This is a genomic window from Agaribacterium sp. ZY112 (assembly GCF_041346925.1).
Taxonomy (GTDB): Bacteria; Pseudomonadota; Gammaproteobacteria; order Pseudomonadales; family Cellvibrionaceae; genus Agaribacterium.
Map to the genome: position 1 here is coordinate 219669 of NZ_CP166840.1, position 25405 is coordinate 245073.

The 25405-nt window shown below is 47.0% G+C and carries 20 protein-coding genes; 8 read left to right on the forward strand and 12 right to left on the reverse strand.

Features of this window, described 5'->3' with window-relative positions:
• Positions 1-42: 42 nt before the first annotated feature.
• From hemE to AB1S55_RS01075, 11 genes are all read right to left on the reverse strand, one after another.
• The gene (gene hemE / locus AB1S55_RS01025) at positions 43-1110 is read right to left on the reverse strand and encodes a uroporphyrinogen decarboxylase (RefSeq protein WP_370979916.1); all 1068 of its coding nucleotides are present in this window, start codon (positions 1108-1110) and stop codon (positions 43-45) included.
• Between the two features lie 409 nt (positions 1111-1519).
• A complete protein-coding gene (locus AB1S55_RS01030) occupies positions 1520-2938 on the reverse strand; it encodes an FAD-dependent oxidoreductase (RefSeq protein WP_370979917.1) in 1419 nt (472 codons plus the stop codon).
• A gap of 45 nt (positions 2939-2983) precedes the next feature.
• Complete coding sequence (gene gltB, locus AB1S55_RS01035; protein ID WP_370979918.1) at positions 2984-7450, reverse strand: glutamate synthase large subunit; 4467 nt, start codon at positions 7448-7450, stop codon at positions 2984-2986.
• 212 nt (positions 7451-7662) lie between these two features.
• Entirely contained in the window at positions 7663-9051 is a 1389-nt protein-coding gene (locus AB1S55_RS01040) for an SPOR domain-containing protein (RefSeq protein ID WP_370979919.1), read from the reverse strand.
• 5 nt (positions 9052-9056) lie between these two features.
• Entirely contained in the window at positions 9057-10148 is a 1092-nt protein-coding gene (aroB, locus tag AB1S55_RS01045) for a 3-dehydroquinate synthase (protein WP_370979920.1), read from the reverse strand.
• A gap of 9 nt (positions 10149-10157) precedes the next feature.
• Positions 10158-10670, reverse strand: a complete 513-nt coding sequence (aroK, locus tag AB1S55_RS01050) for a shikimate kinase AroK (RefSeq protein WP_370979921.1) — start codon at positions 10668-10670, stop codon at positions 10158-10160.
• On the reverse strand, positions 10670-12859 hold the full coding sequence (gene pilQ / locus AB1S55_RS01055; protein ID WP_370979922.1) for a type IV pilus secretin PilQ: 2190 nt from the start codon (positions 12857-12859) through the stop codon (positions 10670-10672). Before pilQ ends, aroK begins: the two co-directional genes overlap by 1 nt.
• A 4-nt stretch (positions 12860-12863) precedes the next feature.
• The gene (locus tag AB1S55_RS01060) at positions 12864-13385 is read right to left on the reverse strand and encodes a pilus assembly protein PilP (RefSeq protein ID WP_370979923.1); all 522 of its coding nucleotides are present in this window, start codon (positions 13383-13385) and stop codon (positions 12864-12866) included.
• A gap of 3 nt (positions 13386-13388) precedes the next feature.
• On the reverse strand, positions 13389-14006 hold the full coding sequence (locus AB1S55_RS01065; protein ID WP_370979924.1) for a type 4a pilus biogenesis protein PilO: 618 nt from the start codon (positions 14004-14006) through the stop codon (positions 13389-13391).
• Positions 14003-14566 (reverse strand): PilN domain-containing protein, encoded by a 564-nt coding sequence (locus tag AB1S55_RS01070; RefSeq protein WP_370979925.1) that lies wholly within the window; start codon positions 14564-14566, stop codon positions 14003-14005. The genes AB1S55_RS01065 and AB1S55_RS01070 overlap by 4 nt, the downstream gene beginning before the upstream one ends.
• A gap of 2 nt (positions 14567-14568) precedes the next feature.
• The gene (locus AB1S55_RS01075; protein WP_370979926.1) at positions 14569-15636 is read right to left on the reverse strand and encodes a pilus assembly protein PilM; all 1068 of its coding nucleotides are present in this window, start codon (positions 15634-15636) and stop codon (positions 14569-14571) included.
• 139 nt (positions 15637-15775) lie between these two features.
• Here AB1S55_RS01075 and AB1S55_RS01080 point away from each other — a divergent pair, with 139 nt between their 5' ends.
• Positions 15776-18274 carry a penicillin-binding protein 1A gene (locus AB1S55_RS01080; RefSeq protein WP_370979927.1) on the forward strand — a complete coding sequence of 833 codons (2499 nt, stop codon included), beginning with the start codon at positions 15776-15778 and terminating at the stop codon, positions 18272-18274.
• A 52-nt stretch (positions 18275-18326) separates the two neighbouring features.
• On the opposite strand, the gene rpmE is transcribed toward AB1S55_RS01080, so the two are convergent.
• Positions 18327-18539: a 50S ribosomal protein L31 gene (gene rpmE / locus AB1S55_RS01085; RefSeq protein ID WP_370981619.1), complete on the reverse strand. Its 213-nt coding sequence runs from the start codon at positions 18537-18539 to the stop codon at positions 18327-18329.
• Between the two features lie 121 nt (positions 18540-18660).
• Here rpmE and AB1S55_RS01090 point away from each other — a divergent pair, with 121 nt between their 5' ends.
• The 7 genes from AB1S55_RS01090 (at position 18661) to AB1S55_RS01120 (ending at position 25405) form a co-directional block, all read left to right on the forward strand.
• Positions 18661-20865 (forward strand): primosomal protein N', encoded by a 2205-nt coding sequence (locus tag AB1S55_RS01090; RefSeq protein ID WP_370979928.1) that lies wholly within the window; start codon positions 18661-18663, stop codon positions 20863-20865.
• 114 nt (positions 20866-20979) lie between these two features.
• Complete coding sequence (locus AB1S55_RS01095) at positions 20980-21534, forward strand: SPOR domain-containing protein (protein ID WP_370979929.1); 555 nt, start codon at positions 20980-20982, stop codon at positions 21532-21534.
• Positions 21535-21620: 86 nt separating this feature from the next.
• Positions 21621-22160: an ATP-dependent protease subunit HslV gene (gene hslV / locus AB1S55_RS01100; protein WP_370979930.1), complete on the forward strand. Its 540-nt coding sequence runs from the start codon at positions 21621-21623 to the stop codon at positions 22158-22160.
• A 12-nt stretch (positions 22161-22172) separates the two neighbouring features.
• The gene (gene hslU, locus AB1S55_RS01105) at positions 22173-23486 is read left to right on the forward strand and encodes an ATP-dependent protease ATPase subunit HslU (RefSeq protein ID WP_370979931.1); all 1314 of its coding nucleotides are present in this window, start codon (positions 22173-22175) and stop codon (positions 23484-23486) included.
• Between the two features lie 13 nt (positions 23487-23499).
• The gene (locus AB1S55_RS01110; RefSeq protein ID WP_370979932.1) at positions 23500-23871 is read left to right on the forward strand and encodes a gamma-butyrobetaine hydroxylase-like domain-containing protein; all 372 of its coding nucleotides are present in this window, start codon (positions 23500-23502) and stop codon (positions 23869-23871) included.
• A 119-nt stretch (positions 23872-23990) separates the two neighbouring features.
• Entirely contained in the window at positions 23991-24740 is a 750-nt protein-coding gene (gene ubiE / locus AB1S55_RS01115) for a bifunctional demethylmenaquinone methyltransferase/2-methoxy-6-polyprenyl-1,4-benzoquinol methylase UbiE (RefSeq protein ID WP_370979933.1), read from the forward strand.
• A complete protein-coding gene (locus AB1S55_RS01120; protein ID WP_370979934.1) occupies positions 24737-25405 on the forward strand; it encodes an SCP2 domain-containing protein in 669 nt (222 codons plus the stop codon). Before ubiE ends, AB1S55_RS01120 begins: the two co-directional genes overlap by 4 nt.

Consider the following 25405-nt stretch of genomic DNA (forward strand, 5'->3'; position numbering starts at 1 on the left):
AATGCCAGTAAGCCTTCTGTCGAGCTGGCTTTAGCCTATTTTTTATACAGTGTGATATAGTTCGGACATTTCAGCAACAGCATTAAAAAAGGCGCCCGCATTCTCTGGTTTTACATCGGGCGTGATTCCATGCCCTAAATTAAAGACATGGCCTGTACCTTGACCATAAGCTTTTAAAATACGCTCAACTTCAGCTCTAATGGCTTCTGGGCTCGCATACAATACCGCTGGATCCATATTGCCCTGTAAAGCCACTTTATCGCCAACACGCTGACGTGCCAATGCTATATCTGTCGTCCAATCCAAACCAAGAGCATCCGCACCGCCATCAGCCATGCTCTCCAACCATTGTCCACCACCTTTGGTAAACATGATAACTGGTACTTTTCGACCTTCATTTTCGTGTTTTAACCCTGCAATAATTTTCTTCATGGGCTTTAAAGAAAAGCGCTGATAAGCATCGTGAGCCAAAGCCCCACCCCAACTATCAAAAATCTGCACCGCTTGCGCGCCAGCATCAATTTGAGCATTCAGATAATCAATAACCGAATCGGCCAGCTTATCTAATAACAGCTCTGCTAATTCAGGCTGATCATAGAGCATGCCTTTAGCTCGGCGGAAATCTTTACTTGAGCCGCCTTCGATCATATACGTAGCTAAAGTCCAAGGACTGCCGCTAAAACCAATTAGTGGCACTGAACCATTTAGCTCTTTGCGAATCATGCTAACCGCATCAGTGACGTAACTTAGGTCTTTAGCCGTTTTAATCACTTCGAGCTTTTCGATATCCTCAGCGCTACGCAAAGGTTTTTTAAACTTTGGCCCCTCACCTGTTTCAAAATACAAACCTAAACCCATTGCATCGGGAATCGTGAGAATATCTGAGAACAGAATCGCCGCATCAATCGGGTATCGACGCAGAGGCTGCAAGGTCACTTCACAGGCGAGCTCGGTATTTTTACACAGGCTCATAAAATCACCCGCTTGAGCACGAGTTGCGCGATACTCAGGCAAATAACGCCCAGCCTGGCGCATCATCCATACAGGAGTTCGGTCTACTGGCTCACGCAGCAGAGCTTTTAAGAAACGATCATTTTTTAATTCAGTCATTGCTATCCAACAGCCAGTTGCTCAGGAAGTGTACATTCCGGCGCTGCAGTGATATTACTTTTCTTGGCTCGCCGTAAACCCATCCTTGGGGGCTCAACCGCGTCATCTATGACGCAGATGGCCAGTCAAAGCAATATCACTACAACACCTACCTATGTGCCAAAACAAAATGCAACACAGTCGAAACAATAGAGCGAACTATCGATGCTGCAAATCGGCACAAAACTAGGTCGGGCGAAGACAAGAGCTTGAACGGGTGTCTGTGGCATGGATGCCACGGCCAAGCCCCCATGGACGGGTTCACGGCGTCCCGAGAAAGCCCTTGCCTTCACCCGACCGAAATACCGTTATCAAATAACTCATACAAAAACGCCCCTCGAAAGGGGCGCTTAGAAAATCAAATCAGGGATTAAACATCCAGATAATCGAGGATACCCTGAGCCGCTTCACGACCTTCCCAGATCGCAGTAACAACTAAGTCAGAACCGCGCACCATATCACCACCAGCAAATACCTTAGGATTAGTGGTCTGGAACTTAAACTCTTGCTCTTCTGGTGCAACCACACCGCCCCAATTGTTTATTTCGATACCCTGTTCTTGCATCCAAGGCTGCGGACTTGGTTTAAAACCAAAGGCCACAAGCACCACATCAGCAGGAAGAACCTCTTCTGAGCCGGCAATAGGCTCTGGGCGACGGCGACCATTCTCATCAGGCTCACCCAGTTGTGTCGTTACAACTTTAACACCCTCAACCTTGCTCTCACCAACAATGGCAATAGGCTGACGATTAAACAAAAACTCAACGCCTTCTTCGCGCGCATTTTGTACTTCACGCACAGAACCAGGCATATTTGCTTCATCACGACGGTAAGCGCAACTTACGGTGTCGGCACCTTGGCGGATAGAGGTACGGTTACAGTCCATCGCGGTATCACCACCACCAAGCACTACAACTTTTTTGCCTTCAACACTAATAAAATCAGCAGGGTCTTTTTCAAAACCCAAGTTGCGATTTACATTAGAAACAAGGAAAGGCAAGGCGTCGTAAACACCAGGCAAATCTTCACCAGGGAAACCGCCTTTCATATAGTTGTAAGTACCCATGCCCATAAAGACAGCATCAAAGTCAGTCAATAACTCTTCGATACTAACGTCTTTACCAATCTCGGTTTCCAAACGAAACTCAACGCCCATCTTGCCAAAAACTTCACGGCGCTTAGCCATCACGTTTTTCTCAAGTTTGAACTCAGGAATACCAAAGGTTAACAAACCGCCAATTTCAGGGTAGCGATCAAACACAACCGGTGTAACACCATTGCGAATCAAGACATCGGCACAAGCCAAACCCGCAGGCCCAGCACCAATAACCGCAACGCGCTTATCAGTCTTCACCACCTTGCTCATGTCTGGTTCCCAGCCAAGAGCAAAGGCCGTATCGGTGATGTACTTCTCAGCATTACCAATAGTTACAGCACCAAAACCATCATTAAGCGTACACGCGCCTTCGCACAAACGGTCTTGAGGACATACGCGGCCACACACTTCAGGTAGCGAATTGGTCTCATGACTCAACTCAACAGCTTCAATGATATTGCCTTCACTGACTAGCTTTAACCAGTTAGGAATGTAATTGTGCACAGGACATTTCCACTCACAGTACGGGTTACCGCACTCTAAGCAACGATGACTCTGCTCCGCAGCCTGATCTTTATCAAACGGCTCGTAGATCTCTACAAACTCTTTTTTTCGTACACCGACGTCTTTTTTAGACGGGTCTTTACGACCGACATCGATAAACTGAAAGTTGTTCTTCAAACGTTCAGTCATAACTATCAACCTATTCTCTTTTACTCTTTAGCTGGCAAGCAGTGCTTATTCGCCGCGCTGCTTAACGCTTTCTAGCAAAGTTCCCAAGTTAGCGGCCTTGGGTTTGACCAACCAGAACTTACCGATAAAGTTATCAAAATCATCAAGAATACTCTGCCCATAAGCAGAGCCAGTCTCGCTGACAAACTCTTCAATAACTGAACGCAAATGATTGCGGTGCGCTTCCAGCGCTTCAGTATTGATACGAGTAATTTCCACCAACTCGTGGTTATAACGATCGACAAAACCATTATCTTCATCAAGTACGTAAGCAAAACCACCGGTCATGCCCGCACCAAAGTTCACACCAGTTGAACCCAGTACAGTCACCATACCGCCAGTCATATATTCGCAACAGTGATCACCCGCGCCTTCAACAACAACGTGAGCCCCCGAGTTACGAACACCACAGCGCTCACCTGCTCGACCGGCCGCAAACAACTTACCGCCTGTAGCTCCGTAGAGACAAGTATTACCAATAATGCTGGTTTCGTTAGTTTTAAAGCTTGAACACTGTGGAGGACTCAAAACAATCTTACCGCCAGCCATGCCTTTACCAACATAGTCGTTAGCATCACCTTCAAGGTAAATATCCAAACCACCGGCATTCCACACGCCCAAGCTTTGACCTGCAACACCCTTAAGCTTCAACTTAATAGGCGTAGAAGCCATACCTTGGTTACCGTGACGCTTGGCAATCTCACCGCTTAATCGAGCACCGATACTTCGGTCACAGTTATTTACTGTAAATTCGAACTCGCCACCAGCCTTATTTTCAATTGCAGACAAACAGGTTTCAACCATGTGCTCGGCAGTTAACCCTTGATCAAATGGGTCATTTTGAGGCTGCTCACAAGTCTGAGGCTTACTATCAAGTAATTCATCGGTGTAGAGCATAGGGCTTAGGTCTAAGCGCTGATGCTTAGCAGTATTACCTTCAACCTGCTCAAGCAGATCAACACGACCAACAAGCTCATCAATAGAGCGCACACCCAATTTAGCCATCCACTCACGGGCCTCTTCTGCTACAAAGCGGAAGAAGTTCATGGCCATCTCAACAGTTCCTTTATAGTGCTCTTCACGCAGCTTGTCGTTTTGAGTAGCAACACCTGTCGCACAGTTATTCAAGTGACAAATACGCAAGAATTTACAACCTAAGGCAACCATCGGTGCTGTACCAAAGCCGAAGCTTTCCGCACCAAGCATAGCGGCTTTAACAACGTCATAACCCGTTTTCAAACCACCATCCGTCTGCACACGCACTTTGCCGCGCAAATCATTAGCACGTAAAGTCTGATGCGTTTCCGCAAGACCAAGCTCCCATGGAGAGCCTGCGTAACGAATCGAGGTAAGTGGGCTCGCAGCCGTACCACCGTCATAACCACTGATCGTGATTAAGTCAGCATACGCTTTTGCAACACCTGCCGCGATCGTACCTACACCTGGGCGACTTACGAGCTTCACACTAACTAGAGCGCTAGGGTTCACCTGCTTAAGGTCATAAATCAACTGAGCCAAATCTTCGATAGAATAAATATCGTGATGTGGAGGCGGTGAAATGAGCGTCACGCCAGGTACGCTATAGCGTAAGGTTGCGATTAATTCATTTACCTTCTGCCCTGGTAGCTGACCGCCTTCTCCAGGCTTAGCACCTTGAGCAACTTTAATCTGCAACACTTCTGCATTGCTTAAATAATGAGGCGTAACACCAAAACGACCAGAAGCGATCTGCTTGATCTTACTCATTTTGTTGGTACCAAAACGAGCAGGGTCTTCACCACCCTCACCACTGTTTGAGCGGCCACCTAGCGTATTCATCGCTTCCGCTAACGCTTCATGGGCTTCAGGACTTAAAGCACCCAAGCTCATTGCTGCGGAGTCAAAGCGGCGAACAATAGACTCTGCAGACTCAACCTCTTCAAGAGGGATGGCTTTAACTTCACTGCGGAACTTTAACAAATCACGCAACGTAGCTACGGGGCGGTCATTGACCAAACCAGCATAATCACGCCATGCGGCATAATCACCGCTCTGCACTGCTTTTTGTAAAGCTTGAACAACATCTGGGTTAAAAGCGTGATACTCCTGACCGTGTACATACTTAAGCAGCCCCCCAGGGCTAATGGCTTTACGCTTCTTCCAGGCATCTTTTGCCAAGGCTTTTTGATCAGCCTCTAACAACTCAAAGCTAGCACCACTAACTCGGCTAGCCGTGCCAGAAAAACAAGTGTCAATCACATCATCATTAAGGCCTACCGCTTCAAATAATTGAGCACCACGATAGGATGCAACGGTAGAGATCCCCATCTTAGAAAGAATCTTCAATAAGCCCTTATCGATACCTTTTTTGTAGTTGTTATAAGCCGTACCGGCATCAATCAAAAGCTCACCACTTTCGATCAAGCGATTGAAAACGTAATAACTCAAATACGGGTAAACTGCAGTAGCACCAAAGCCGATAAGCGCTGCAACATGGTGAGAGTCTCGAGCTGTGCCCGTCTCAACCACAATATTGGCGTCACAACGTAAACCTTCTTTAATGAGGTGGTGATGAACAGCACCACAAGCCATTAACGCTGGAATAGGTAGCAAGCCTGAATCAGGATTTGCGTCACTAAGCACAACAATGCTTGTACCATTTTTAACACTTTCAGCAACAGTCTCAAGCAATAGCTCGATCGCCTGCTTTAACTTCAACTTGCTAGCGTCATAGTGCAGACTAAAGCTCTCTGACTTATAACCCTTGCGATCTAGAGTGGTTAATGCACGATATTTAGCTGGCGTTAGTACTGGACTTGTTAAGATCACTCGATCAGCATGCTCTGCTGTCTCATCAAAGACACTCAACTCCGGCCCAACACAGGTCTCAAGACTCATCACGATAGCTTCACGTAATGGGTCAATTGGCGGGTTAGTCACCTGAGCAAACTGCTGGCGGAAGTAATCAAAGATCGAACGTTGCTTTTTAGAAAGTACGGCCATAGGAGTGTCATCCCCCATTGAACCGGTCGCTTCTTGGCCCGCTTCGGCAAGAGGACGTAATACCTGATCACACTCCTCAAAGCTAATCTGATAAAGCTTCATTGCTGATTCGACTTCATCTTCAGTCAAACCGTTCTCAGACGCATCGGCCTCAAGATGATTCTCTAAGCGTAAAGCTCGCTCTGCCAACCACTTACGATAAGGCTTACTTTCTTTAAGCTGACGATCAACATCATCGGTGTGGTGCAGCTCTCCTGTTTCAGTATCAACGGAGAGAATTTGGCCAGGCCCTAAACGACCTTTAGCCACAACATCTTCAGGCTTGTAGTCGTAAACACCAATTTCAGATGCAACGGTAATGATGTCATCGTTAGTGATAACCCAACGAGAAGGGCGTAAACCATTGCGATCAAGCGTACAAACCGCGTAACGACCATCTGTCATTACAAGGCCTGCAGGGCCATCCCACGGTTCAACATGCATCGAGTTATATTCAAAGAACGCTTTAAGGTCAGCATCCATATTCTCAACATTCTGCCAAGCAGGGGGCACTAACATACGAATTGCTCGATGTAGATCCATACCACCAATCATTAACAGTTCAAGCATGTTATCTAAGCTAGAACTATCTGAACCTGTACGATTCACTAAAGGTGTTATTTCGTGCAGGTTCGGTAGGATATCTGTCTGGAATTTTGCTGTACGAGCCACGGACCAGTTACGATTGCCCATAATGGTATTAATTTCACCATTGTGCGCAATTAAGCGAAACGGCTGAGCCAGAGGCCACTTAGGCAAGGTATTGGTAGAGAAACGCTGGTGGAATACACAAATAGCGGTTTCCAAGCGCTCATCGGCAAGGTCCGTATAGAACTTAGGTAAGTCCACCGGCATCATCAAGCCTTTGTAGCTTAACGTCGTTGCGCTGAGGCTAGCGATATAAAAGTTATCGTCCTGCGCAAGACGAATCTCTATCTTACGGCGCGCGACAAACAACTTAGCGTTAAGGTCTTTTAGCTCAAAATCTTTCGCATTGATAAAGACGTGGAAAAAATCGGGCAAGCTTTCTAGGGCAATAGGCCCCAAACAGCTGTCATCCGTTGGCACAGTACGCCAATGAACATCAGCCAAACCAGCCGTTGCCAGCTCTTCAGCAATCACTTTTTTAGCAAGCTCAGCAGCAACTGGGTCTTTGGGCAGCATAAACGCACCTAGACCGTAGTTAGGGCTTAGTTCAAGACCCAGCTCATCTTTTGCGACTCTGCGCATAAAGCTATCGGGAATTTTAATAAGCAAGCCACAGCCATCACCGGTCTTACCGTCTGCTGCGATACCGCCACGATGAGTCATACATGTTAATGACTCAATACCTTTAGCTAATAGATCGTGGCTAGGCTTGCCTTTTAAATGGGCAATCAAACCAAAACCGCAGTTATCTTTGAATTCATCTAACCGGTATAAACCAGTTTTATTTTCAGTTGCTTTCATCATAGGGAACGCGCACTACTTGGACACCGTGCATTGCGGACAATGCAGCTCTAACTATATTACCGGAACCTTCCGGCCCACCAAGACAAAAAAGCCCCAGAGAAGAGGGGCTAGTGTAAAAATGGCGCTGAATATTAACCGCAAGTGGGAATTTTGGCAAGATAAGCGCGCCAGAAGCAGGGCCACCAATGATGCACCAAAAGCTCCGAAATAGGCTACAAGCCAGAGAAATCGGTAATCTCTCGCTGTACGAGATCAACCTTTTTAGGCCATGCGCCAGACTGCCGAAAGTGTTCAGGCAGCAATTTTAGAGCGGATTTTGCTTTTGTTAAATCCTCATAAGGGCCTATAACCACAATATTCAAAGGGGCTTTTCCAGACCTTTTACGCCTATAGCTTAAGACATTAGGTGTCTTCGCCTTCGCCAAAAAACGCCTCAGATTGGCCAGCTCACCCGCAGCAAACACCTGTAAAACATAAGAATTACCATCCAAGGACAAAAGTAACTGCTCATCATCACTCAAAGTCATTGTGGGCTGAGAGTCTGAGACGAACTCCAACACAGCCTGCTCTGGAAGCTGCTCCGCAGATGGACTCATGTCAGTAGGAATCTGACTTAAACTAGGCTCCGGCGAAGGCTTTAATTCCACAAGCACAAGCTCAGGACTTACTTGCTCTGCCGAATCATTCACCACCTCAGGGCTTGGGGACACCAATAAACGCGCTGGCGATTCAAGTTCAAACTGCCCTGGTGACATCTCAATCTCTACTGACCCCTCTTCTTTTTGGGCGCCTCGATATAAAAACAGGAGCAACAACAATGCAACCAATAGCGAAAGAGCGACAATATGAATCAACGGCAAAAAGCCTCTCTTACCGCCTGCCCCAGCAAGCTCCACCTGTAGATTTTCAAGCTCTTTTTTTGCCACACACAAAGCCACACCGGGAAGCCCCTTTGAATGCGACCAAAGTGTCGAAATCGAAGACAATTTCGTCTTATCTGCAACATCTGAAAAACTAGGTAAGCTAAAGTCTAGAAAGCGCTGTAATTCATCAACAGAAAAACTCGGCAAATGGAAATCATAGGCCTGAAGATCCAACTGAATGAACTCGTCTATTCTACGAGAGAACTTAGGCTCGGCAAACAGCACAAAGCGCAAACCATAGGCTGCTGTACTACTTTGCAATACACCAAGCAAAGCGCTGAGCACCTCATCAGACAACAGGTGAGCATCATCCACCAAGATGACAACTAGCCTCTGCTCACTCAATATACTCTGAATAAAGGAGCGCAAGAACTGTAAGCCCTGCCCTGCACTCTGAGCTTTAGGCAAACCTAACAAATCCAGCAACTCAAAAACAACATGCTCAAGCTCAAGCCCAGCCACAGCGGACCAGCAGGCGAGAGTCAGTACCGCTTCAGAGTCCTGCGACTGTAACTGCCTTGAAAGCTCCTGCTTAAGCGCCGTTTTTCCTGAAAAAGTGGGGCCTTCGACAAGAAGAACGTCTGAACCAAAAAAACAGAGATGTTTTAATTGCTGTAAAACCCCCGCGAGCGCAGGGGTTGAGAAGTATTCGACAGTTTGTTCATGCCCGCCGGTCATGATCTTTACACTTCCGTGCAAAAGCTATTTAAGCACGCCAACAGCTTGTCATGATCAAAATCTTCTGTCACCAAAGCCTTACCAAGCTCACTCAGCAGCACTAAACGCAGCTTCTTATCCAAGACCTTTTTATCAACAGCCATATAGCCAAGGTAATCATCTGGGCTCATGTTACTGGGACCATCAACAGGCAGATTCGCCGCCTCATTTAAAGCCCTAGCACGTACCAGCACAGCCCTTTCAATCCAGCCTAGACGTACGCTTAAATCAAGCGCCATCAACATGCCAACCGCAACAGCCTCACCATGCAACCATTTACCGTAACCTTGATGCGCCTCGATAGCATGCCCAAATGTATGCCCTAAATTGAGAATCGCCCTAAGCCCCCCTTCACGCTCATCTTGCGCAACAACCCGAGCCTTAATCGCACAACTTTCTTCAATTGCATATTCCAAGGCAGTCTTATCCAAAGCAATCAGCTTCGGCATGTTAACCTCAAGCCACTCAAAAAAAGACTCATCATAGATAAGCCCATATTTAATCACTTCCGCCAAGCCTGCAGACAACTCGCGAGATGGCAAAGAATCAAGCACATCCAAATCAATCAGAACCGCTTGCGGCTGATAAAATGCCCCAATCATGTTCTTGCCCAGCGGGTGATTAACCCCTGTCTTCCCACCAACAGAGGAATCTACTTGAGATAAAACCGTAGTAGGAACCTGAACAAAATTGACACCGCGCTGATAACAAGCTGCAGCAAAGCCACACATATCACCAACTACTCCGCCCCCCAGGGCAAGTAGTGTCGCATTGCGATTAAAGCGAAGCTCGAGCAGACGATCGAAGATCAAACTTAAGGTATCGAGGTTCTTATAGCTTTCACCGTCAGGCAAGGCCAATAATTCGACCGTCAAATCAGACCTAGTAGCTAGGGCGACCCTCAAACCCTCCCCATAAAGAGGGGCGACAGTCTCATTAGTAACAATAAGTATTTGCTTGCTTAGATAGCTAGCCAATAAATCGGTATTAGCTAATAAACCAGACTGAATAAAAATAGGGTAACTGCGATCACCAAGATCGACACGCAACTCTCTCATGAGGCACAACTATGCTTGAAGTAATTTTAAAATAGCTTGAACTGTAGCGCGTGGGCCGCTGCCATCAGTATCTACACTGTAGTCTGCCACACTTTCATATAAAGGGGCACGCTCTTCCAACAAAGAGACTATTTTCGCTCTCGGGTCATCCACCTGCAGCAGAGGACGCTTCTTATCTTTAGCAGTTCGAGCAAGTAGCTGCTCAACACTTGCCTTCAAATAAACGACAACATCAGCGGCAGAGATAAGCGCTCGATTATCCTCACGACAAACAATACCGCCACCAGTTGCAAGTACAGTTTGTGGTCGAGACACCAACTCAGCTAAACACTGGTTTTCCCGCTCACGAAAGCCCTGCTCACCTTCCACATCAAAAATCCAAGCTATATCAGCGCCAGTTTTATCCTCAATAACATGGTCTGTATCTAGGAATTCATAAGACAACTTGGCCGCTAATAAGCGGCCAATGGTTGATTTGCCGGCCCCCATAGGGCCGACTAATAAAACAGTTCGAGCTTTCACTATTGCACGTAATCGTTAGACATGATTTTAGGAGTAATAAAGATAAGAATCTCTCGCTTCTGCTCACGACGGATATCATGGCGGAACAACACACCCAAGAAAGGAATATCTCCCAACAAAGGCACTTTCTCCTGCCCCTCAATGTTCTCAGTCGTATATATACCACCCAAAACAACGGTGTCGCCATCACTTACCAAGACTTGCGTTTCAAGCTGAGTTTTATCGAGCACGGGCACACCACTGGCAGTATCAATCTCACTGATACTATCCTGATTAATCACCAAATCCAAAATAACCCGGTCATCAGGTGTTACCTGAGGCGTTACATCGAGCTTCAACACCGCATCCTTAAACGCAGTTGTTGTACCACCACTCGCACTCTCTTCCTGATAAGGCACCTCAGTACCAGACTCAATAGAAGCTTGCTGCTTATCGCCTGTAATGACTTTAGGCTGAGAAACAATCTCGGCAAAACCACTATTCTGCAAAGCACTCAACTCTAAACCTAATAAGAAATTTGAGCTAATAACATTAGCGGTAAAAGCGCCGGTCGGATTAAACACCCCAAGGTCAACTAAGTTCGATGTAAGTGTATTTCGCTCATCATCAGTAATACCATCGCCATCGCTATCAATAAAATTACACTCAGGACCACAACCATCAGCATTGGTCAAACCCTCCATGCGACCAGTAAATTCATATTTATGACTACCAGTACTTGAGGTCTCAACAGAGTCCCCCGACATCCGAACACCTAGCTCACGACGAAAATCCGTATTTGCAATCACAATACGCGCCTCAATCATGACCTGCTGAATAGGGATATCAACTCGATCAATCAACGACTTAAAGGCTAAAATTTTATCTTCCGTATCGGTCAGAATAATTGAGTTGGTTCGCTCATCAACAATAGCCTGTCCGCGCTCTGACAGAATACTACCCGTAGTATTTTGATCACCACCAGATGAACCACCAGAACTGCCACCGCCCTCAGAACCAACAAACAAACGGAACAACTCGCGAGCGTTTGCATAACGAATACGAATATATTCAGTTCTTAATGGAGCCAACTCCTCCAACTGCTTTTGAGTCTCAATTTCCTGACGCTCACGCTCTGCGATTTCTGCTGCAGGCGCAACCATTAAGACATTCCCTATTAAGCGCTTATCCAAGCCCTTACTCTTAAGGACGATATCGAGGGCTTGATCCCAAGGAACATTCTCCAAGCGAAGAGTAATGCTTCCCGCAACTGTGTCCGAAGCCACCAAGTTTAGCTCAGTAAAATCGGCAATTAACTGCAACACAGACCTGACTTCAATATCCTGAAAGTTTAGAGAGAGACGCTCACCTGTATAAGCAAATGCTTTTTCCTTCTCCTCTTGCTCACGACGGGTTAGAGGCTTAACGCTAACCACATATTCATCATCTGCCTGATAAGCCAAATAATCATAGTCACCTGAAACCTCAATAAGAACAACAGAATCCCGTCCATCCTGAGAGGAAGCAAGTGTGCTTACCGGCGTTGCAAAATCAAGGACATCCAATTTGCGACGCAATTCCATCGGCATAGCCATATTAGAGAATCGCACCTCGACCCCACTAGCAACCTCTTCAATATCTACGCCAACATTAGAATCAGAAAGAGAAATAATGACCTTACCTTCACCCTGATCACCACGCCGAAAGTCCAAATTACGAACCGCTTTACCTGCAGAGGAAACGGCCGAAACCGACTCCGTAGAGCCAGTTTCTGTAGAATTACTTTCTGCAGACTTATTCATAGAGGGCGCAACTGCAGATGCCACTACAACAGCATCATTATTAGCGCCAACATCAAGAATCAAGTTGTTTCCCGAAATACGTGTAGTATAGGGAGCAACAGTATCTAAATTTACAATTAAGCGAGTTCTCCCACCACCTGCAACAACAACCGCACTGCTAACACCACCAACATCTACCGGGAATTTCTTTTGAGAAAGAGCATTAGTTACATCGGCAAAATCAAGCACAATTCGAGCGGGCTGATTAATAGAGAAACCCTTAGGGCTTGAAGGGGCCTCATCAAAGACCATAATAATCTCAGCCTTACCTCCGGGAAGCTCCGCAAACTGAATATCTTTAAGCTCACTCGCACATAGCACAGAAGCCAAAAGCCAAAGGGCGCATACTTTGACAATAAATTTAAACATATTGTTAGTCCTTCTCCGCTAAAGATAGTATCCGAGGACGCTCAACCCAACCGCTAAGACCATCAGACACCACCTCAATCAATTCTATTTTTGTTTTATCAACTTCTACAACCTTACCGTGATTCAAACCCAGGTAATCCCCCTTATCAACTCGGTGAATCCCCCCTGAAGAATCCTTAACCAAGGCCCAAAAATTATCACCCTGCTGCAATGTCCCAACCATACTTAAACTGGCCACATCAAAACCCTCAAGAAATTCTTTTTTGCGATTTAAGTCAGGGCTTACATCCGCAGCAGATAAGCGATAAACCCTCTTAAGTATATCCACAGGCTTATCAAAAGGGCTGCGTAATGCTGCCGATGCATAAATAAAGCTCTCATAAGGTGGATATGTTGGAATAGGCTCGATTCGACCCGCTGGTTTTGCCTTAACCTGCGCGATGTAACCTCTCAAATCTGAGTCTCCCCCCCCAGAATCACAACCAGACAACGCGGCAAATAATATAAAAAGGAATGCAGTTCTCATAACCTACTCCTCTCCTTTGTAGCGATATGTTTTAGCCTGAAGCTGCATTTTTAACAAACCGGCCTTATCTTTGGTCGCAGGCTCAATTAAAAAATCATGAAGAGTAACAATCCTAGGCATACCAGCAATACCACTCACAAAAGCACCAAACTCATGAAAGCCACCTTCAACCTCAATTCGAATGGGCAGTTCAACATGAATATCGGAAACAACCTCTTCCTGAAGAGCAATGCGATTAATCTCCAAACGGCTCTCGACCCCCTTGTCATCGATATCTTCTAACAGGCCTGGAACCTCAGTCTTAGTGGGTAGGCGCGCTATCAAGGCGCCAAACCCCTCTTCCATCTTGACCATCTGAGCCCTGTAAGTATCTAAATTCACAGCCTCATGCGCCTTGGCTTCAAAATCCGAACGCAAACCTCGCTCCTGAGAGGAGACGGTCTCGAGGCGTAACTGCTTATCTTTAACCACAAGAAAATAACAAGCGGATACCAACGCCAGAGATGCCAGCACACAAAGAAATATTCTGCCAGCCAAGGGCCAGACGCCCACCCTATTAAAATCAAGGTCGTTTACATCAAACTCTTGTAACTGCTCGATAAACTTAGCGACATCAGTCATTTCTCACCCCCTTTTGTACTAGGCAAGCTGGCCTCAAGCTCCATTTCAAAAAAACCAACTTGAGCTCCCAGCTCAGGGCGCGCAACTACCGACTTTAAATTAGGGCTCGAAAAATAATCAGACTCATCAAGGCTTCGCATTAGAGCCGATATCCGCTGATTCGACTCACTCACTCCAAAAACAAAAAACTTCCCGCCACTGCGCTGTAATTTAGTGAAATAAACGCCATCAGGAATACGTCGCGCCAACTCATCAAAATGATGAACAATAATAGAGCGCTTACCTTCAAGGTCTTGAATCACTCTCATACGCGCTTCTAACTCAGATTTTTTCTTCTTGAGCTCTTTAATCTCTTCAACTTGTTTTTCTAAACCAGCAATTTCATCTTTAAGCATTTTATTGCGGGCTTCCTGCCCTTGAATAGCACCGTCAACAGTTTGCACCCAAAGAAAACAAGCCAGTGCCACAAAGATGCAAACCCCAACCAGCTGGGTAAGAAATTCTTTCTTTTTCTCTTGGCGTAGCTCTTCACGCCAAGGTAATAAATTAATACGCGCCATCGCTACTCAAACCCCCTTAAAGCCAAGCCTGCAGCAATCATTAGCGAAGGAGCATCGCCATCTAACGCAGCTGAATTCACACGAGAAGCTATAGACATATTCGCAAATGGATTAGCTACAGTAGCTGGCGTTCCAAGCTTCTCCTCAATCAAACCGGCCAGTCCATCAAGAGCAGCTACACCACCAGCGAGAATAATGTGATCAACATCATTGTACTGACTTGAAGAAAAGAAAAATTGTAACGAGCGCGTCACCTGCTGAACAACCGCATCTTTAAACGGCTCCAACACCTCCCCCTCATAATCATCTGGAAGCCCCCCCTGCTTCTTGGCAAGCCCGGCCTCTTCGGCAGATAAACCATAGCGTCGCTGAATTTCTTCTGTTAACTGCTTGCCGCCAAATAGCTGCTCACGCGTATAGATCGTCGAGCCATCAACTAAAACGCTGAGCGTTGTCATCGTTGCACCTATGTCAAGCACAGCGACCACTTGCTCATCCTGATCTTCAAGCTGCTCTCGAATCAACTCAAAAGCACGCTCCATCGTGTAGGCTTCAACATCAACAACTTTTGGATTAAGCCCTGCTTCGGCTAGAACCGCTACGCGAGTTTCGACATTCTCACTGCGACAAGCAGCCAACAACACTTCGACTTGATCGGGGTTTTTAGATGAAGGCCCCTGTACATCAAAATCCAGAGCAACCTCTTCAAGAGGGTAGGGAATATATTGATCAGCCTCAGTGGAGATATAAGCCTCCATTTGCTCGTCATTTAGATCACCGGGCATTTCAACCAACTTAGTAATCACAGACGATCCCGAAACAGCAACCGCAGCGTCTTTCGTCTTACTGCGCGCGGACTGAACAAGCGCCTTTAAAACTTGAGCAACGGCCTCTGGCTCGTTGATATTTTTTTCAACAACAGTATTAGGTGGAAGTGGCTTTACAGCGTAGTTTTCAACGCGATAGCCTCCACCATGCCTGCTAAACTCCAACAGCTTAATGGTAGTGGAACTGATATCCAGCCCAATCAGCGGTTTGTGTTTTTTACTTAGAAAATCTAGAGCGCCCATTTTTTCTATCTATTTCGGATACTTAGCTTATGTTCATGTTATAGCACTTTAACTCTTGGCTGCAACGGCAGCACAGTTAAATAATGCACAAAAAAAGCTTTATAATGAGCAGTCTCTCTCACTTTGGCCCTTAAGGCACATGAACTCCAACTACAAAAAATTGCTTACAACCCTTGCAACCCTTGCCTTACTGGCCTCCACCGCTTGTGTATTAGGTCTCGCGGCCATCTACCTTTACCTTAGCCCTGGCTTACCCAGTGTCGAGTCAATTCGAGACGTCCGCCTGCAAACTCCGATGCAAATATACTCGTCTGACGGTGCACTTATCGGCGAATTCGGCGAAAAAAGACGAACGCCCGTCACACTTAATGAAGTTCCTCAGCCATTTATCGATGCTCTCTTAGCCGCTGAAGATGCCGATTTTTACTCCCACAACGGCGTCAGCTTCCGAGGCCTTGCCCGTGCAGTAACCGAGCTACTACTGACCGGAGAAAGAGGTAGCGGCGGCAGTACCTTGACCATGCAGCTTACTCGCAATGTATTTCTTTCTCTCGACAGAAACTTCATTCGTAAATTCAACGAGATCTTACTTTCACTCAAACTTGAGCGCGAACTCAGTAAAGACGAAATCCTAGAACTCTATGTCAACTACATGTTCTTGGGAAAACGCGCCTACGGTATACAAGCCGCCGCAGAAGTTTATTACGGCAAAAGCCTTAGCGACCTAAGTTTAGCCCAACTAGCCATGATTGCTGGACTGTTTCAAGGGCCTTCAACACAAAACCCCATTGTTAACCCTACACGCGCAGTTGAACGAAGAAACTGGATACTTCGACGCATGCTCGAATTAAATAAAATCGACAAAGACGCTTATCAGCTTGCAACCACTGAGCTTGTTACAGCGAAATATCACGGCAGCCAACTAGACGCTCGAGCCCCTTATGTCGCAGAAATGGCAAGAGATCGAGCTGTTCGCTCATATGGAAGAAAAGCCTATACCGAAGGCTACAAAGTCTACACAACCATTAATGCATCCATGCAAGTTGCCGCACAAAAGGCCGTAAGCAAGGGCCTTCTCGCTTATGACAAGCGCCACGGCTGGAGAGGAGCGGAGCAAAACTTAAACAACAAAGACGACACTCAACTCCCACCCGAGAAACGCAATGCCCAATGGCTTGAGCAACTGCAAGAAATAAGTGACTTTGTGGGATTATTGCCAGCTGTTGTCACCGATATCAACGAACAGCAAGTAGAACTGTTAAACAAAAAGGGGGAGACAGTTCAACTCGTATGGGAGCAAGGTTTAAATAAGCTACGCCCCTACATTACCGAAAGCACCACAGGCCCAGCCTTTAAAACAATTTATGAATTATTTGAAATAGGCGATGTTGTAAGAATTCAACAACAGAAAGACAAGAGCTGGCAGTTGAGCCAGGTACCGGAAGCACAAGCGGCTTTAGTTGCACTCAAACCCAATGATGGAAGTATATTGGCCATAGTAGGCGGACTCTCATTCTATCAAAGCAACTTCAATCGAGCGACACAAGCTAACCGCCAACCGGGCTCGAATTTCAAACCTTTTATTTATGCCGCCGCGCTAGAGAGCGGAATGACAGCAGCCACATTAATCAATGATAGCCCCATCGTTTTCGATGACCAGCAGCTTGAAGGCGCGTGGCGCCCGAAAAATGATGGCAATAAATTTCTTGGCGATATTCGCTTGCGTAAAGCGCTCTATCTATCCCGTAACTTAGTAAGTATTCGCATACTCAAACAACTAGGAATCAATAAAGCCATCAAAACCGTATCCCGCTTCGGCTTTGATGCCAAAGCGCTACCTAGAGATCTCAGCCTTGCCCTAGGAACACACGCGGTACCACCCATTGATATGGCAACTGCCTGGGCAGGGCTCGCCAATGGTGGCTTTAAAGTTAACGCTCACATGATTGATCGCATAACCGATACCGATGGCACGATCATTTATGAAGCCTTACCACAAGTTGTGTGCAGAGAATGCAGTAGTGCACCACATGAAGAGCAAGCAAGTAAAGAAAGCCCAACCGAAGCTGAAGAATGGCACGACTGGCTCGACCTACCTGTCGAACTCAAACGAAGCCTAGGCTGGCTCGAAACATCTGATTATCCAGAAGCCCCTCGAATCCTCGATCCCCAAGTGGCATTTATCCTCGACGACATGCTCAAAGACGTCATTAGACGAGGTACTGGGCGCAGGGCAAGAGCCTTAGAGCGTAATGACCTAGCAGGTAAAACCGGCACAACTAACGGCCCTACCGATGCCTGGTTCAGCGGCTACAACCCCGATGTCATCACAACAGCTTGGGTTGGCTTTGACAATAACAGTCCTTTAGGGAACCGAGAGTACGGCGGCAGTGCGGCACTTCCCATCTGGATGGATTTTATGCGCGTAGCACTACAAGGGAGCCCTGATAAAGCCCGCAAACAACCTACAGGTATTGTAACGGTGAGAATAGACCCAGAAACTGGGAAGCGTGCACGGACAGGAGATCCCGATGCGATCTTCGAATTCTTTAGAGCAGAAAACGTACCCGAATTCGGCGAAGATAACCAAGAAACGCCAGAAGCAGCGTTAGAAACATTTACAGAAGAGTTGTTCTAGAAGAGAGGTAACAAAAGCTGCCGAAGGAATTCGGCAGCTTGACAAGCAGATCTTATTTCGCCGAAAGACGACCAAAACGCTTGTTGAACTTGTCGATACGACCGCCCTTATCAGCAACTTTCTGCTTACCGGTATAGAAAGGGTGACACTTTGAACATACATCAATGTGAATGTCTTTTGCCAAAGTCGAACGAGTTTGAACGGTGTTACCACAGCTACAAGTTGCTGTCATTTCACCGTAGCTTGGTTGAATATCTGCTTGCATAATACGCCCCACGATTTGTACGCCGCCACCCAAGCTCAAGTTGGGCACCGCGCAACTACTGGTTACGGGTTAAAAGGAGCGCGGATAGTACCAGAAATAAACCGCAAGTAAATAGGCCAAAATGCAGTCAATTGCCCCAACCAATGTCGTCGAGATTGCACTGCCAGTGCCCCTACGCCAAAGTTTTAGTTACCTCGCCCCCAAAGGCCAAGCCGCCCCCACAACTGGTCAGTTAGTACTCGCTCCTTTTGGGAGTCGAGATTTGGTAGGAGTTGTTATCCCGAAGACAGATAAAAACAACTACGACCACACTAAACTCAAAGAACTTAAAAGCTGCTACAACACTGAACTGGCCATACCTGAGGAATTACTCAGATTGTGCTTATGGCTGACACATTACTATCAACACCCTCTAGGTGAAGTACTGCAAAGCAGTATTCCCCCACAATTAAGACAAGGTAAAACACCAACAGCGAGCCAACAATGGCAACTCACCACAGAAGGTAAAGGCCTGCCCGAAACAGCGCTAAAGCGCAGCCCCAAGCAACAAGAAATCCTCCTATATCTACAAAAGCACCACTATTTTTTAGATGAGCAGCGCTCAGAAATCGGCTTCAACACCAGCACTCTTAAAGCATTGACAGACAAAAAACTGATAGAAAAATGCGAAGCACAAGCAAGGGCCGTAAATAGCAGCACGCTCTTAAAAGAACCACACCTAAAGCTAAATAGCGAGCAAGAAGCAGCCGTCAAAGCTGTTCGATTCAAGCAAGCAACGGCCTCTTTATTACATGGCGCTACCGGTAGCGGAAAAACCGAAGTGTATTTGCAACTGTGCGCGCAAGCACTCGAAGCAGATAAGCAGGTACTTATCCTCGTACCCGAAATCGGCCTAAGCCCACAAACCGTTGGCCGCTTTCGCAGCCGCTTTAACAGCCCACTTGTGGAATTACACAGCGGTATTAGTGAAGCTCAACGCGCGCGTAACTGGCTCGACGCAAAAAACGGCCATGCCCGTATTATTATCGGCACACGCTTAGCTGCGCTCAGCCCAGTGAAAGAACTTGGATTGATTATTGTTGATGAGGAACACGATAACTCTTACAAGCAGCAAGACGGCCTGCGCTATTCAGCGCGAGACCTTTGCGTTTATAGAGCTCACAAGCTAAACATCCCTATCGTATTGGGCAGCGCAACACCGAGCTTAGAAACACTCAAGCAAACACTAAACAAACACTACCAGCATATCGTTCTAAAACAGCGAGCCGCCGGCACTCAAGCACCAGAGTTACGCTGCCTAGACTTAAAAGACCAACCTCAACAAGCGGGGCTTTGCGCACAAAGCTTAACCGCGATAAAACAAACACTCGGCCAAGGTAAACAAGTTCTCGTTTTTCAGAATCGTCGAGGGTATGCCGCCGTACAGCTTTGTCACCACTGCGGCTGGATGAGTGAATGCCCTCGATGCTCAGCCAGCATGACTCTACACAGCAGGCCAGCCCGGCTGCATTGTCACCACTGCGATTGGCGCACTAGGCCCGCACAACAGTGCCCAAATTGCCAACACGATCAACTTGAAAGTCGCGGCATAGGTACAGAACAAATAGAGCAGGAGCTGAATCGCCTCTTTGAAGATAGTGACGTTATTCGAATAGACAGAGACAGCAGCCGCTCTAAAAAAGCCTTTACCGCAAACCTAGAACGTATTCACAGCGGCAAACCCTGTATTTTAGTGGGCACACAAATGCTCGCCAAAGGCCACCATTTCAAAAACCTTGCCTTGGTCATTATCACCGACGCCGACCAAGGCTTCCTCAGCCCAGATTTTCGTGGCATGGAAAAAATGGGGCAGCTTTTAATGCAAGTTGCCGGCAGAGCTGGGCGAGAACAAGAGCGCGGCCTAGTATTATTGCAAAGTCACAGGCCCGAACACCCGCTTTTACAATTACTCTGCCAGCGAGGCTATTACAACTTTGCCAGGCAATTACTGGCTGAGCGTCAACACAACCGCATGCCCCCCTATAGCCACTTAGCACTATTTAAAGCGGAGTGTAAACGACCTGAAAATGCCACTGCGCTACTAGAGCACATCGCCGCCTTATACCAACGCAATAATCCCCCCTCGGCGGAGCACAGCCTACTTGGCCCCATGCCCTGCGCAATGGAGCGCATACAAGACCGATATCGCTTTCAACTGCTTATCAAGAGTCAGAGTCGCACTCAGCTCAGACAAATTACCAGCCCTTTGGTAGAAGCCATTGAAAACAACGCTTTAAGTAAAAGAGTGCGCTGGAGCCTAGATATAGACCCCCAAGAATCGAACTAAACAGAAACCAACCTAGTTTTTGAGTAAAGTGTCGTTCACAAGCTGAAGCACATAGGCTAGCATGCCGAGCCATTGCAATACGCCAGCAAAAAGTTAGCACAGGCCCTTCAAAACATGACTAAAAAACGTACTAGCCACGCCAAGCGCAACACACAAAAAAGCCAAAAACCCTCATGGTTTTGGTTTTTGGCAGGCCTTATCTCGGGCATGTTTATTATGTTTCTAGTTCAGCTCAATGGCTTTAAAAGTCAGGACATCACCGAAAAGCTACCTGAGGCCACAAAAAAAATAAGCAAACCAATAGAAAACATCAAAGATGACGTCAGCGAGCCCGTATTTGAGTTTTACGACCGCCTAAAAGAGCAACAAGTAGAAGTACCAGAGTACCAAGCACCAACTGAAGCTGAAATAAGCAAAGCAGCCACCCACGAGTATTTTTTACAGGTCGCCTCCTTCCGCAAAGAAAGTGATGCCGATAAGTTACGCGCCAAGCTTATTCTCATGAATATGGATGCTGTTATTGAAACCAGCAAACTTAAAAGTGGTGAAGCACGCTACCGAGTTGTTGTCGGCCCTTATCGTAATAAAAGCAAGCTCGCCAAGGCCCGCCAAACCCTAGTTGATAACCGCCTTGATTACCTCACTCTAAAACGTGAGATAAAAAAATAGCGCTCGATAAAGCTTGAAAAATAAAACCGGGCCCCCACTTCTGCAGCAAGATCACAAACTAGAATCACTTTTGAAAGGGCCCTGCAGTGCAGCAATATCGCGGTACCACCATTCTTTCCATACGCCGAGGCAACAAAGTTGTCATCGGCGGCGACGGCCAGGTCAGCCTCGGCAATACCATTATGAAAGGCAATGCACGCAAAGTGCGCCGCCTATACAGAGATAAAGTTATCGCAGGTTTTGCCGGTGGTACCGCCGACGCCTTCACCCTATTTGAACGTTTTGAAGCAAAACTTGAAGCCCACGGCGGCCAATTAGTTCGCGCAGCGGTAGAACTCGCCAAAGAGTGGCGCAGCGACAGAGCCCTGCGCAAACTCGAAGCCCTGCTTTGTGTCGCCGATGCCGAAGCCTCACTTATTATCAGTGGTAATGGCGACGTCATTCAGCCCGAAGACGACTTAATGGCCATCGGCTCCGGTGGCACCTTTGCCCAAAGTGCCGCGCGCGCCCTATATGACAACACCGACTTAGACCCTCGCGACATCGTTGAAAAAGGCCTGACCATAGCCGGCGATATTTGCGTCTATACCAATCACAACTTCACCATTGAAGAACTCGAATACTAGGCAGAGCATTACATGAGCCAGATGACTCCAAGTGAAATTGTTCACGAACTCGACCGTTATATCGTTGGCCAGAACAGCGCCAAAAAAGCCGTAGCCATTGCCCTGCGCAATCGCTGGCGCCGCATGCAGCTCGAGCCAAGCTTACGCGCTGAAGTCACCCCTAAAAATATTTTAATGATTGGCCCGACCGGCGTTGGTAAAACTGAAATCGCCCGCCGCTTAGCGAAGCTTGCCAACGCCCCATTTATCAAAGTAGAAGCGACCAAATTCACCGAAGTGGGTTATGTTGGTCGCGATGTTGAAAGCATCGTGCGCGATCTTGTCGATGGCTCCATTAAAATGCTGCGCGAACAAGAAATAAACAAGGTAGAATTCCGTGCTCAAGAAGCTGCTGAAGAACGTATTCTTGACGCCCTCCTACCTCCTGCTCGCGGCACAGAAGCTGAAAGCGATAACAGCACCCGTCAACTTTTCCGTAAAAAACTGCGTGAAGGCCAACTCGACGATAAAGAAATCGAGATCGAACTTAGCGCCACCCCCGTTGGCGTAGAGATCATGGCCCCTCCGGGCATGGAAGACATGACCAGCCAATTGCAAAATATGTTTAGCAATATGGGTAAAGGCAAAACTCAAAAGTCAAAAATGAGTGTCGCCAAAGCCTTTAAAAAAGTCAGCGAAGAAGAAGCCGCCAAACTCGTTAATGAAGACGATATTAAAGCGCGTGCGATTGAATCAGCAGAACAAAACGGCATCGTCTTTCTCGACGAAATCGACAAGGTCTGTAAACGCGAAAGTGGCTCTGGCGCCGATGTAAGCCGCGAAGGTGTACAGCGCGACCTACTCCCCCTTATTGAAGGCTGCACCGTTTCAACCAAACACGGCATGATAAAAACAGATCATATTTTGTTTATTGCCTCGGGCGCGTTCCACCTTGCCAAACCTTCCGACCTCATCCCTGAGCTTCAGGGGCGCCTACCAATTCGCGTTGAACTAGAAGCCCTCAGCCCAGATGATTTTGAGCGCATCCTAACCGAACCTAAAGCGGCTCTAACTACCCAACACCAGAGCCTACTTAAAACCGAAGGTATTGAGCTTGAATTTAGCCAAGACGGCATTCGCAAAATTGCTGAAATTGCTTTTGAAGTAAACGAAAGCACTGAAAACATCGGTGCACGTCGCTTGCACACCGTCATGGAAAAACTGCTCGAAGACATTAGCTTTGAATGTAAGGCAGGTGATGAAACAATCATCATCGATGCAGCAAAAGTTGAAAGCCAACTACAGGTACTCGCCAAAAACGAAGACCTAAGCCGCTTTATTCTTTAGGGCACAAACTCTGATGAAACCCACTAAGCTGACCTTACACTCTAAACGCGCCGAGCTTGAATTAAGCTATGGCGCCGAGAGTTATTGTCTAAGCGCCGAACTTTTGCGGGTATTAAGCCCATCCGCAGAAGTTCAGGGGCATGGCCCGGGACAAAAAAAAGTGCCTCTCGACAAGCACGAAGTCAATATTTCCGATATCGAACGGCAAGGGAATTATGCCCTGCGCCTGATTTTTGATGATGGCCATGACAGTGGCATTTACAGCTGGGCTTATTTGCGCAAACTTTGCTTAGAGCAAGAACCGCTATGGCGCGATTATCTAGTCGAAGCCGAAGAGCGCCGCCAAGAACTAAGCGGAGTGCAAGTCATTAAGTTTCAGCCATAAGCCAAACACCACCGCCCTCCCAAAGCACCAACAAAGCGGGCCTGAATCAAAGCCAAGCCTGTACCAAAGTGTTCTAGACGAATAAACTAGCGCCTCTAGAAATTTACTTGGGCAACAGCATGAAAGATCAAGAAAAAACCCACTTTGGCTTCGAGACCGTCAACGCAGGCGAGAAAGCCGCTAAAGTGGCCGACGTCTTTCACAGCGTTGCAGCTAAATACGACATCATGAATGATTTGATGTCGGGTGGTGTACACCGACTATGGAAAATGTTTACCGTTGAAAGCTCTGCTCTACGCCCCGGCCAAAAAGTACTTGATATAGCTGGCGGCACAGGCGACCTAAGTGCGAAGTTCAGCCGTATAGTTGGACCGAAAGGCCAAGTGGTTTTGGCCGACATTAATGAATCCATGCTTAAGGTTGGCCGTGACAAGCTTATTAATAAAGGGCTTGTTGGCAATCTATCCTATGTACAGGCAGACGCCCAATACCTACCCTTCCCAGACAATTATTTTGACTGTATTAGTATCGCTTTTGGCCTTCGTAATGTCACAGACAAAGAACTGGCAATGCGCTCAATGTTACGTATTTTAAAACCCGGCGGCCGACTACTCGTACTCGAATTCTCCAAGCCAGAAAACAAAGCCTTAGAAAAAATTTACGACACTTACAGCTTCCGCCTTCTGCCTATGATGGGTAAATTGGTTGCCAACGATGCAGAAAGCTATCAATACCTCGCTGAAAGTATTCGCATGCACCCCGATCAAGAGACACTCAAACAAATGCTACTCGACTCAGGCTTTAATAGTTGTAGCTACCACAATATGACCGGCGGTATCGTCGCCCTACACAAGGCTATTAAAGCGTGAGCGTAAAAGCGGGCCTATTAGACCCGAGTATTTTGGCGCTGGCAGCCAAAATAATAGAAAAAGCGATAAACGAATGTTTACGTTACGATCCGGCCAGCCTTAAACGTCTAGAGCAACTTAAACACAAGCGCTGCTGTTTAGTAATTAGTGATCAGCAGCTTATTATCAGCCTGCGAATATCTGAATCCTACTGCGAGCTTGCCCTCCTACCTGACAACGAAGACTTTCTTGAACAGGCAGACCTGTGTTTAAAGGGTGAATTAAAGCAATTCCAGAAGCTTGCCAGCGAAGCTAAACACAGTTTAGCGGGCAGTGGCGTTCATGCCCAAGGTGATATCGCCCTACTGCAAGCCTTTGCCGATCTAGTAAGCGATATAGACATCGACTGGCAAGATGCAGCCTCTGACAAACTAGGCCCAGAATTAAGCTCTGCGTTAAGCATTGCCTTAAAAACACTTAAGCAAGTACTACCAAGTTTTAAGCTAGTAGAGACTCAGGCTCACTTTGCCCAATTACTTCATACCGAGTGGCAGCTTGTACCTCATCCAGAAGAAGTGCTGTACTTCCAAAGCCAAGTTAATGAACTGCGCCGTGATGCCGAACGCTTAGAAGCACGTTTACACCAGCTAACCAGCCAATTGGCTAACCACAATAAAAAGGACTAA

Excerpts from the sequence above, each read along its gene's own strand:
- pilQ (WP_370979922.1), bottom strand. The coding sequence starts at position 12,859 with ATGTTTAAATTTATTGTCAAAGTATGCGCCCTTTGGCTTTTGGCTTCT.
- gltB (WP_370979918.1), bottom strand. The coding sequence starts at position 7,450 with ATGATGAAAGCAACTGAAAATAAAACTGGTTTATACCGGTTAGATGAA.
- AB1S55_RS01110 (WP_370979932.1), top strand. The coding sequence starts at position 23,500 with ATGAAACCCACTAAGCTGACCTTACACTCTAAACGCGCCGAGCTTGAA.
- hslU (WP_370979931.1), top strand. The coding sequence starts at position 22,173 with ATGAGCCAGATGACTCCAAGTGAAATTGTTCACGAACTCGACCGTTAT.
- AB1S55_RS01075 (WP_370979926.1), bottom strand. The coding sequence starts at position 15,636 with ATGGGCGCTCTAGATTTTCTAAGTAAAAAACACAAACCGCTGATTGGG.
- AB1S55_RS01060 (WP_370979923.1), bottom strand. The coding sequence starts at position 13,385 with ATGAGAACTGCATTCCTTTTTATATTATTTGCCGCGTTGTCTGGTTGT.
- ubiE (WP_370979933.1), top strand. The coding sequence starts at position 23,991 with ATGAAAGATCAAGAAAAAACCCACTTTGGCTTCGAGACCGTCAACGCA.
- AB1S55_RS01040 (WP_370979919.1), bottom strand. The coding sequence starts at position 9,051 with ATGACCGGCGGGCATGAACAAACTGTCGAATACTTCTCAACCCCTGCG.
- AB1S55_RS01095 (WP_370979929.1), top strand. The coding sequence starts at position 20,980 with ATGACTAAAAAACGTACTAGCCACGCCAAGCGCAACACACAAAAAAGC.
- AB1S55_RS01090 (WP_370979928.1), top strand. The coding sequence starts at position 18,661 with ATGCAGTCAATTGCCCCAACCAATGTCGTCGAGATTGCACTGCCAGTG.
- AB1S55_RS01080 (WP_370979927.1), top strand. The coding sequence starts at position 15,776 with ATGAACTCCAACTACAAAAAATTGCTTACAACCCTTGCAACCCTTGCC.
- AB1S55_RS01070 (WP_370979925.1), bottom strand. The coding sequence starts at position 14,566 with ATGGCGCGTATTAATTTATTACCTTGGCGTGAAGAGCTACGCCAAGAG.
- AB1S55_RS01030 (WP_370979917.1), bottom strand. The coding sequence starts at position 2,938 with ATGACTGAACGTTTGAAGAACAACTTTCAGTTTATCGATGTCGGTCGT.
- aroB (WP_370979920.1), bottom strand. The coding sequence starts at position 10,148 with ATGAGAGAGTTGCGTGTCGATCTTGGTGATCGCAGTTACCCTATTTTT.
- hemE (WP_370979916.1), bottom strand. The coding sequence starts at position 1,110 with ATGACTGAATTAAAAAATGATCGTTTCTTAAAAGCTCTGCTGCGTGAG.
- rpmE (WP_370981619.1), bottom strand. The coding sequence starts at position 18,539 with ATGCAAGCAGATATTCAACCAAGCTACGGTGAAATGACAGCAACTTGT.
- AB1S55_RS01065 (WP_370979924.1), bottom strand. The coding sequence starts at position 14,006 with ATGACTGATGTCGCTAAGTTTATCGAGCAGTTACAAGAGTTTGATGTA.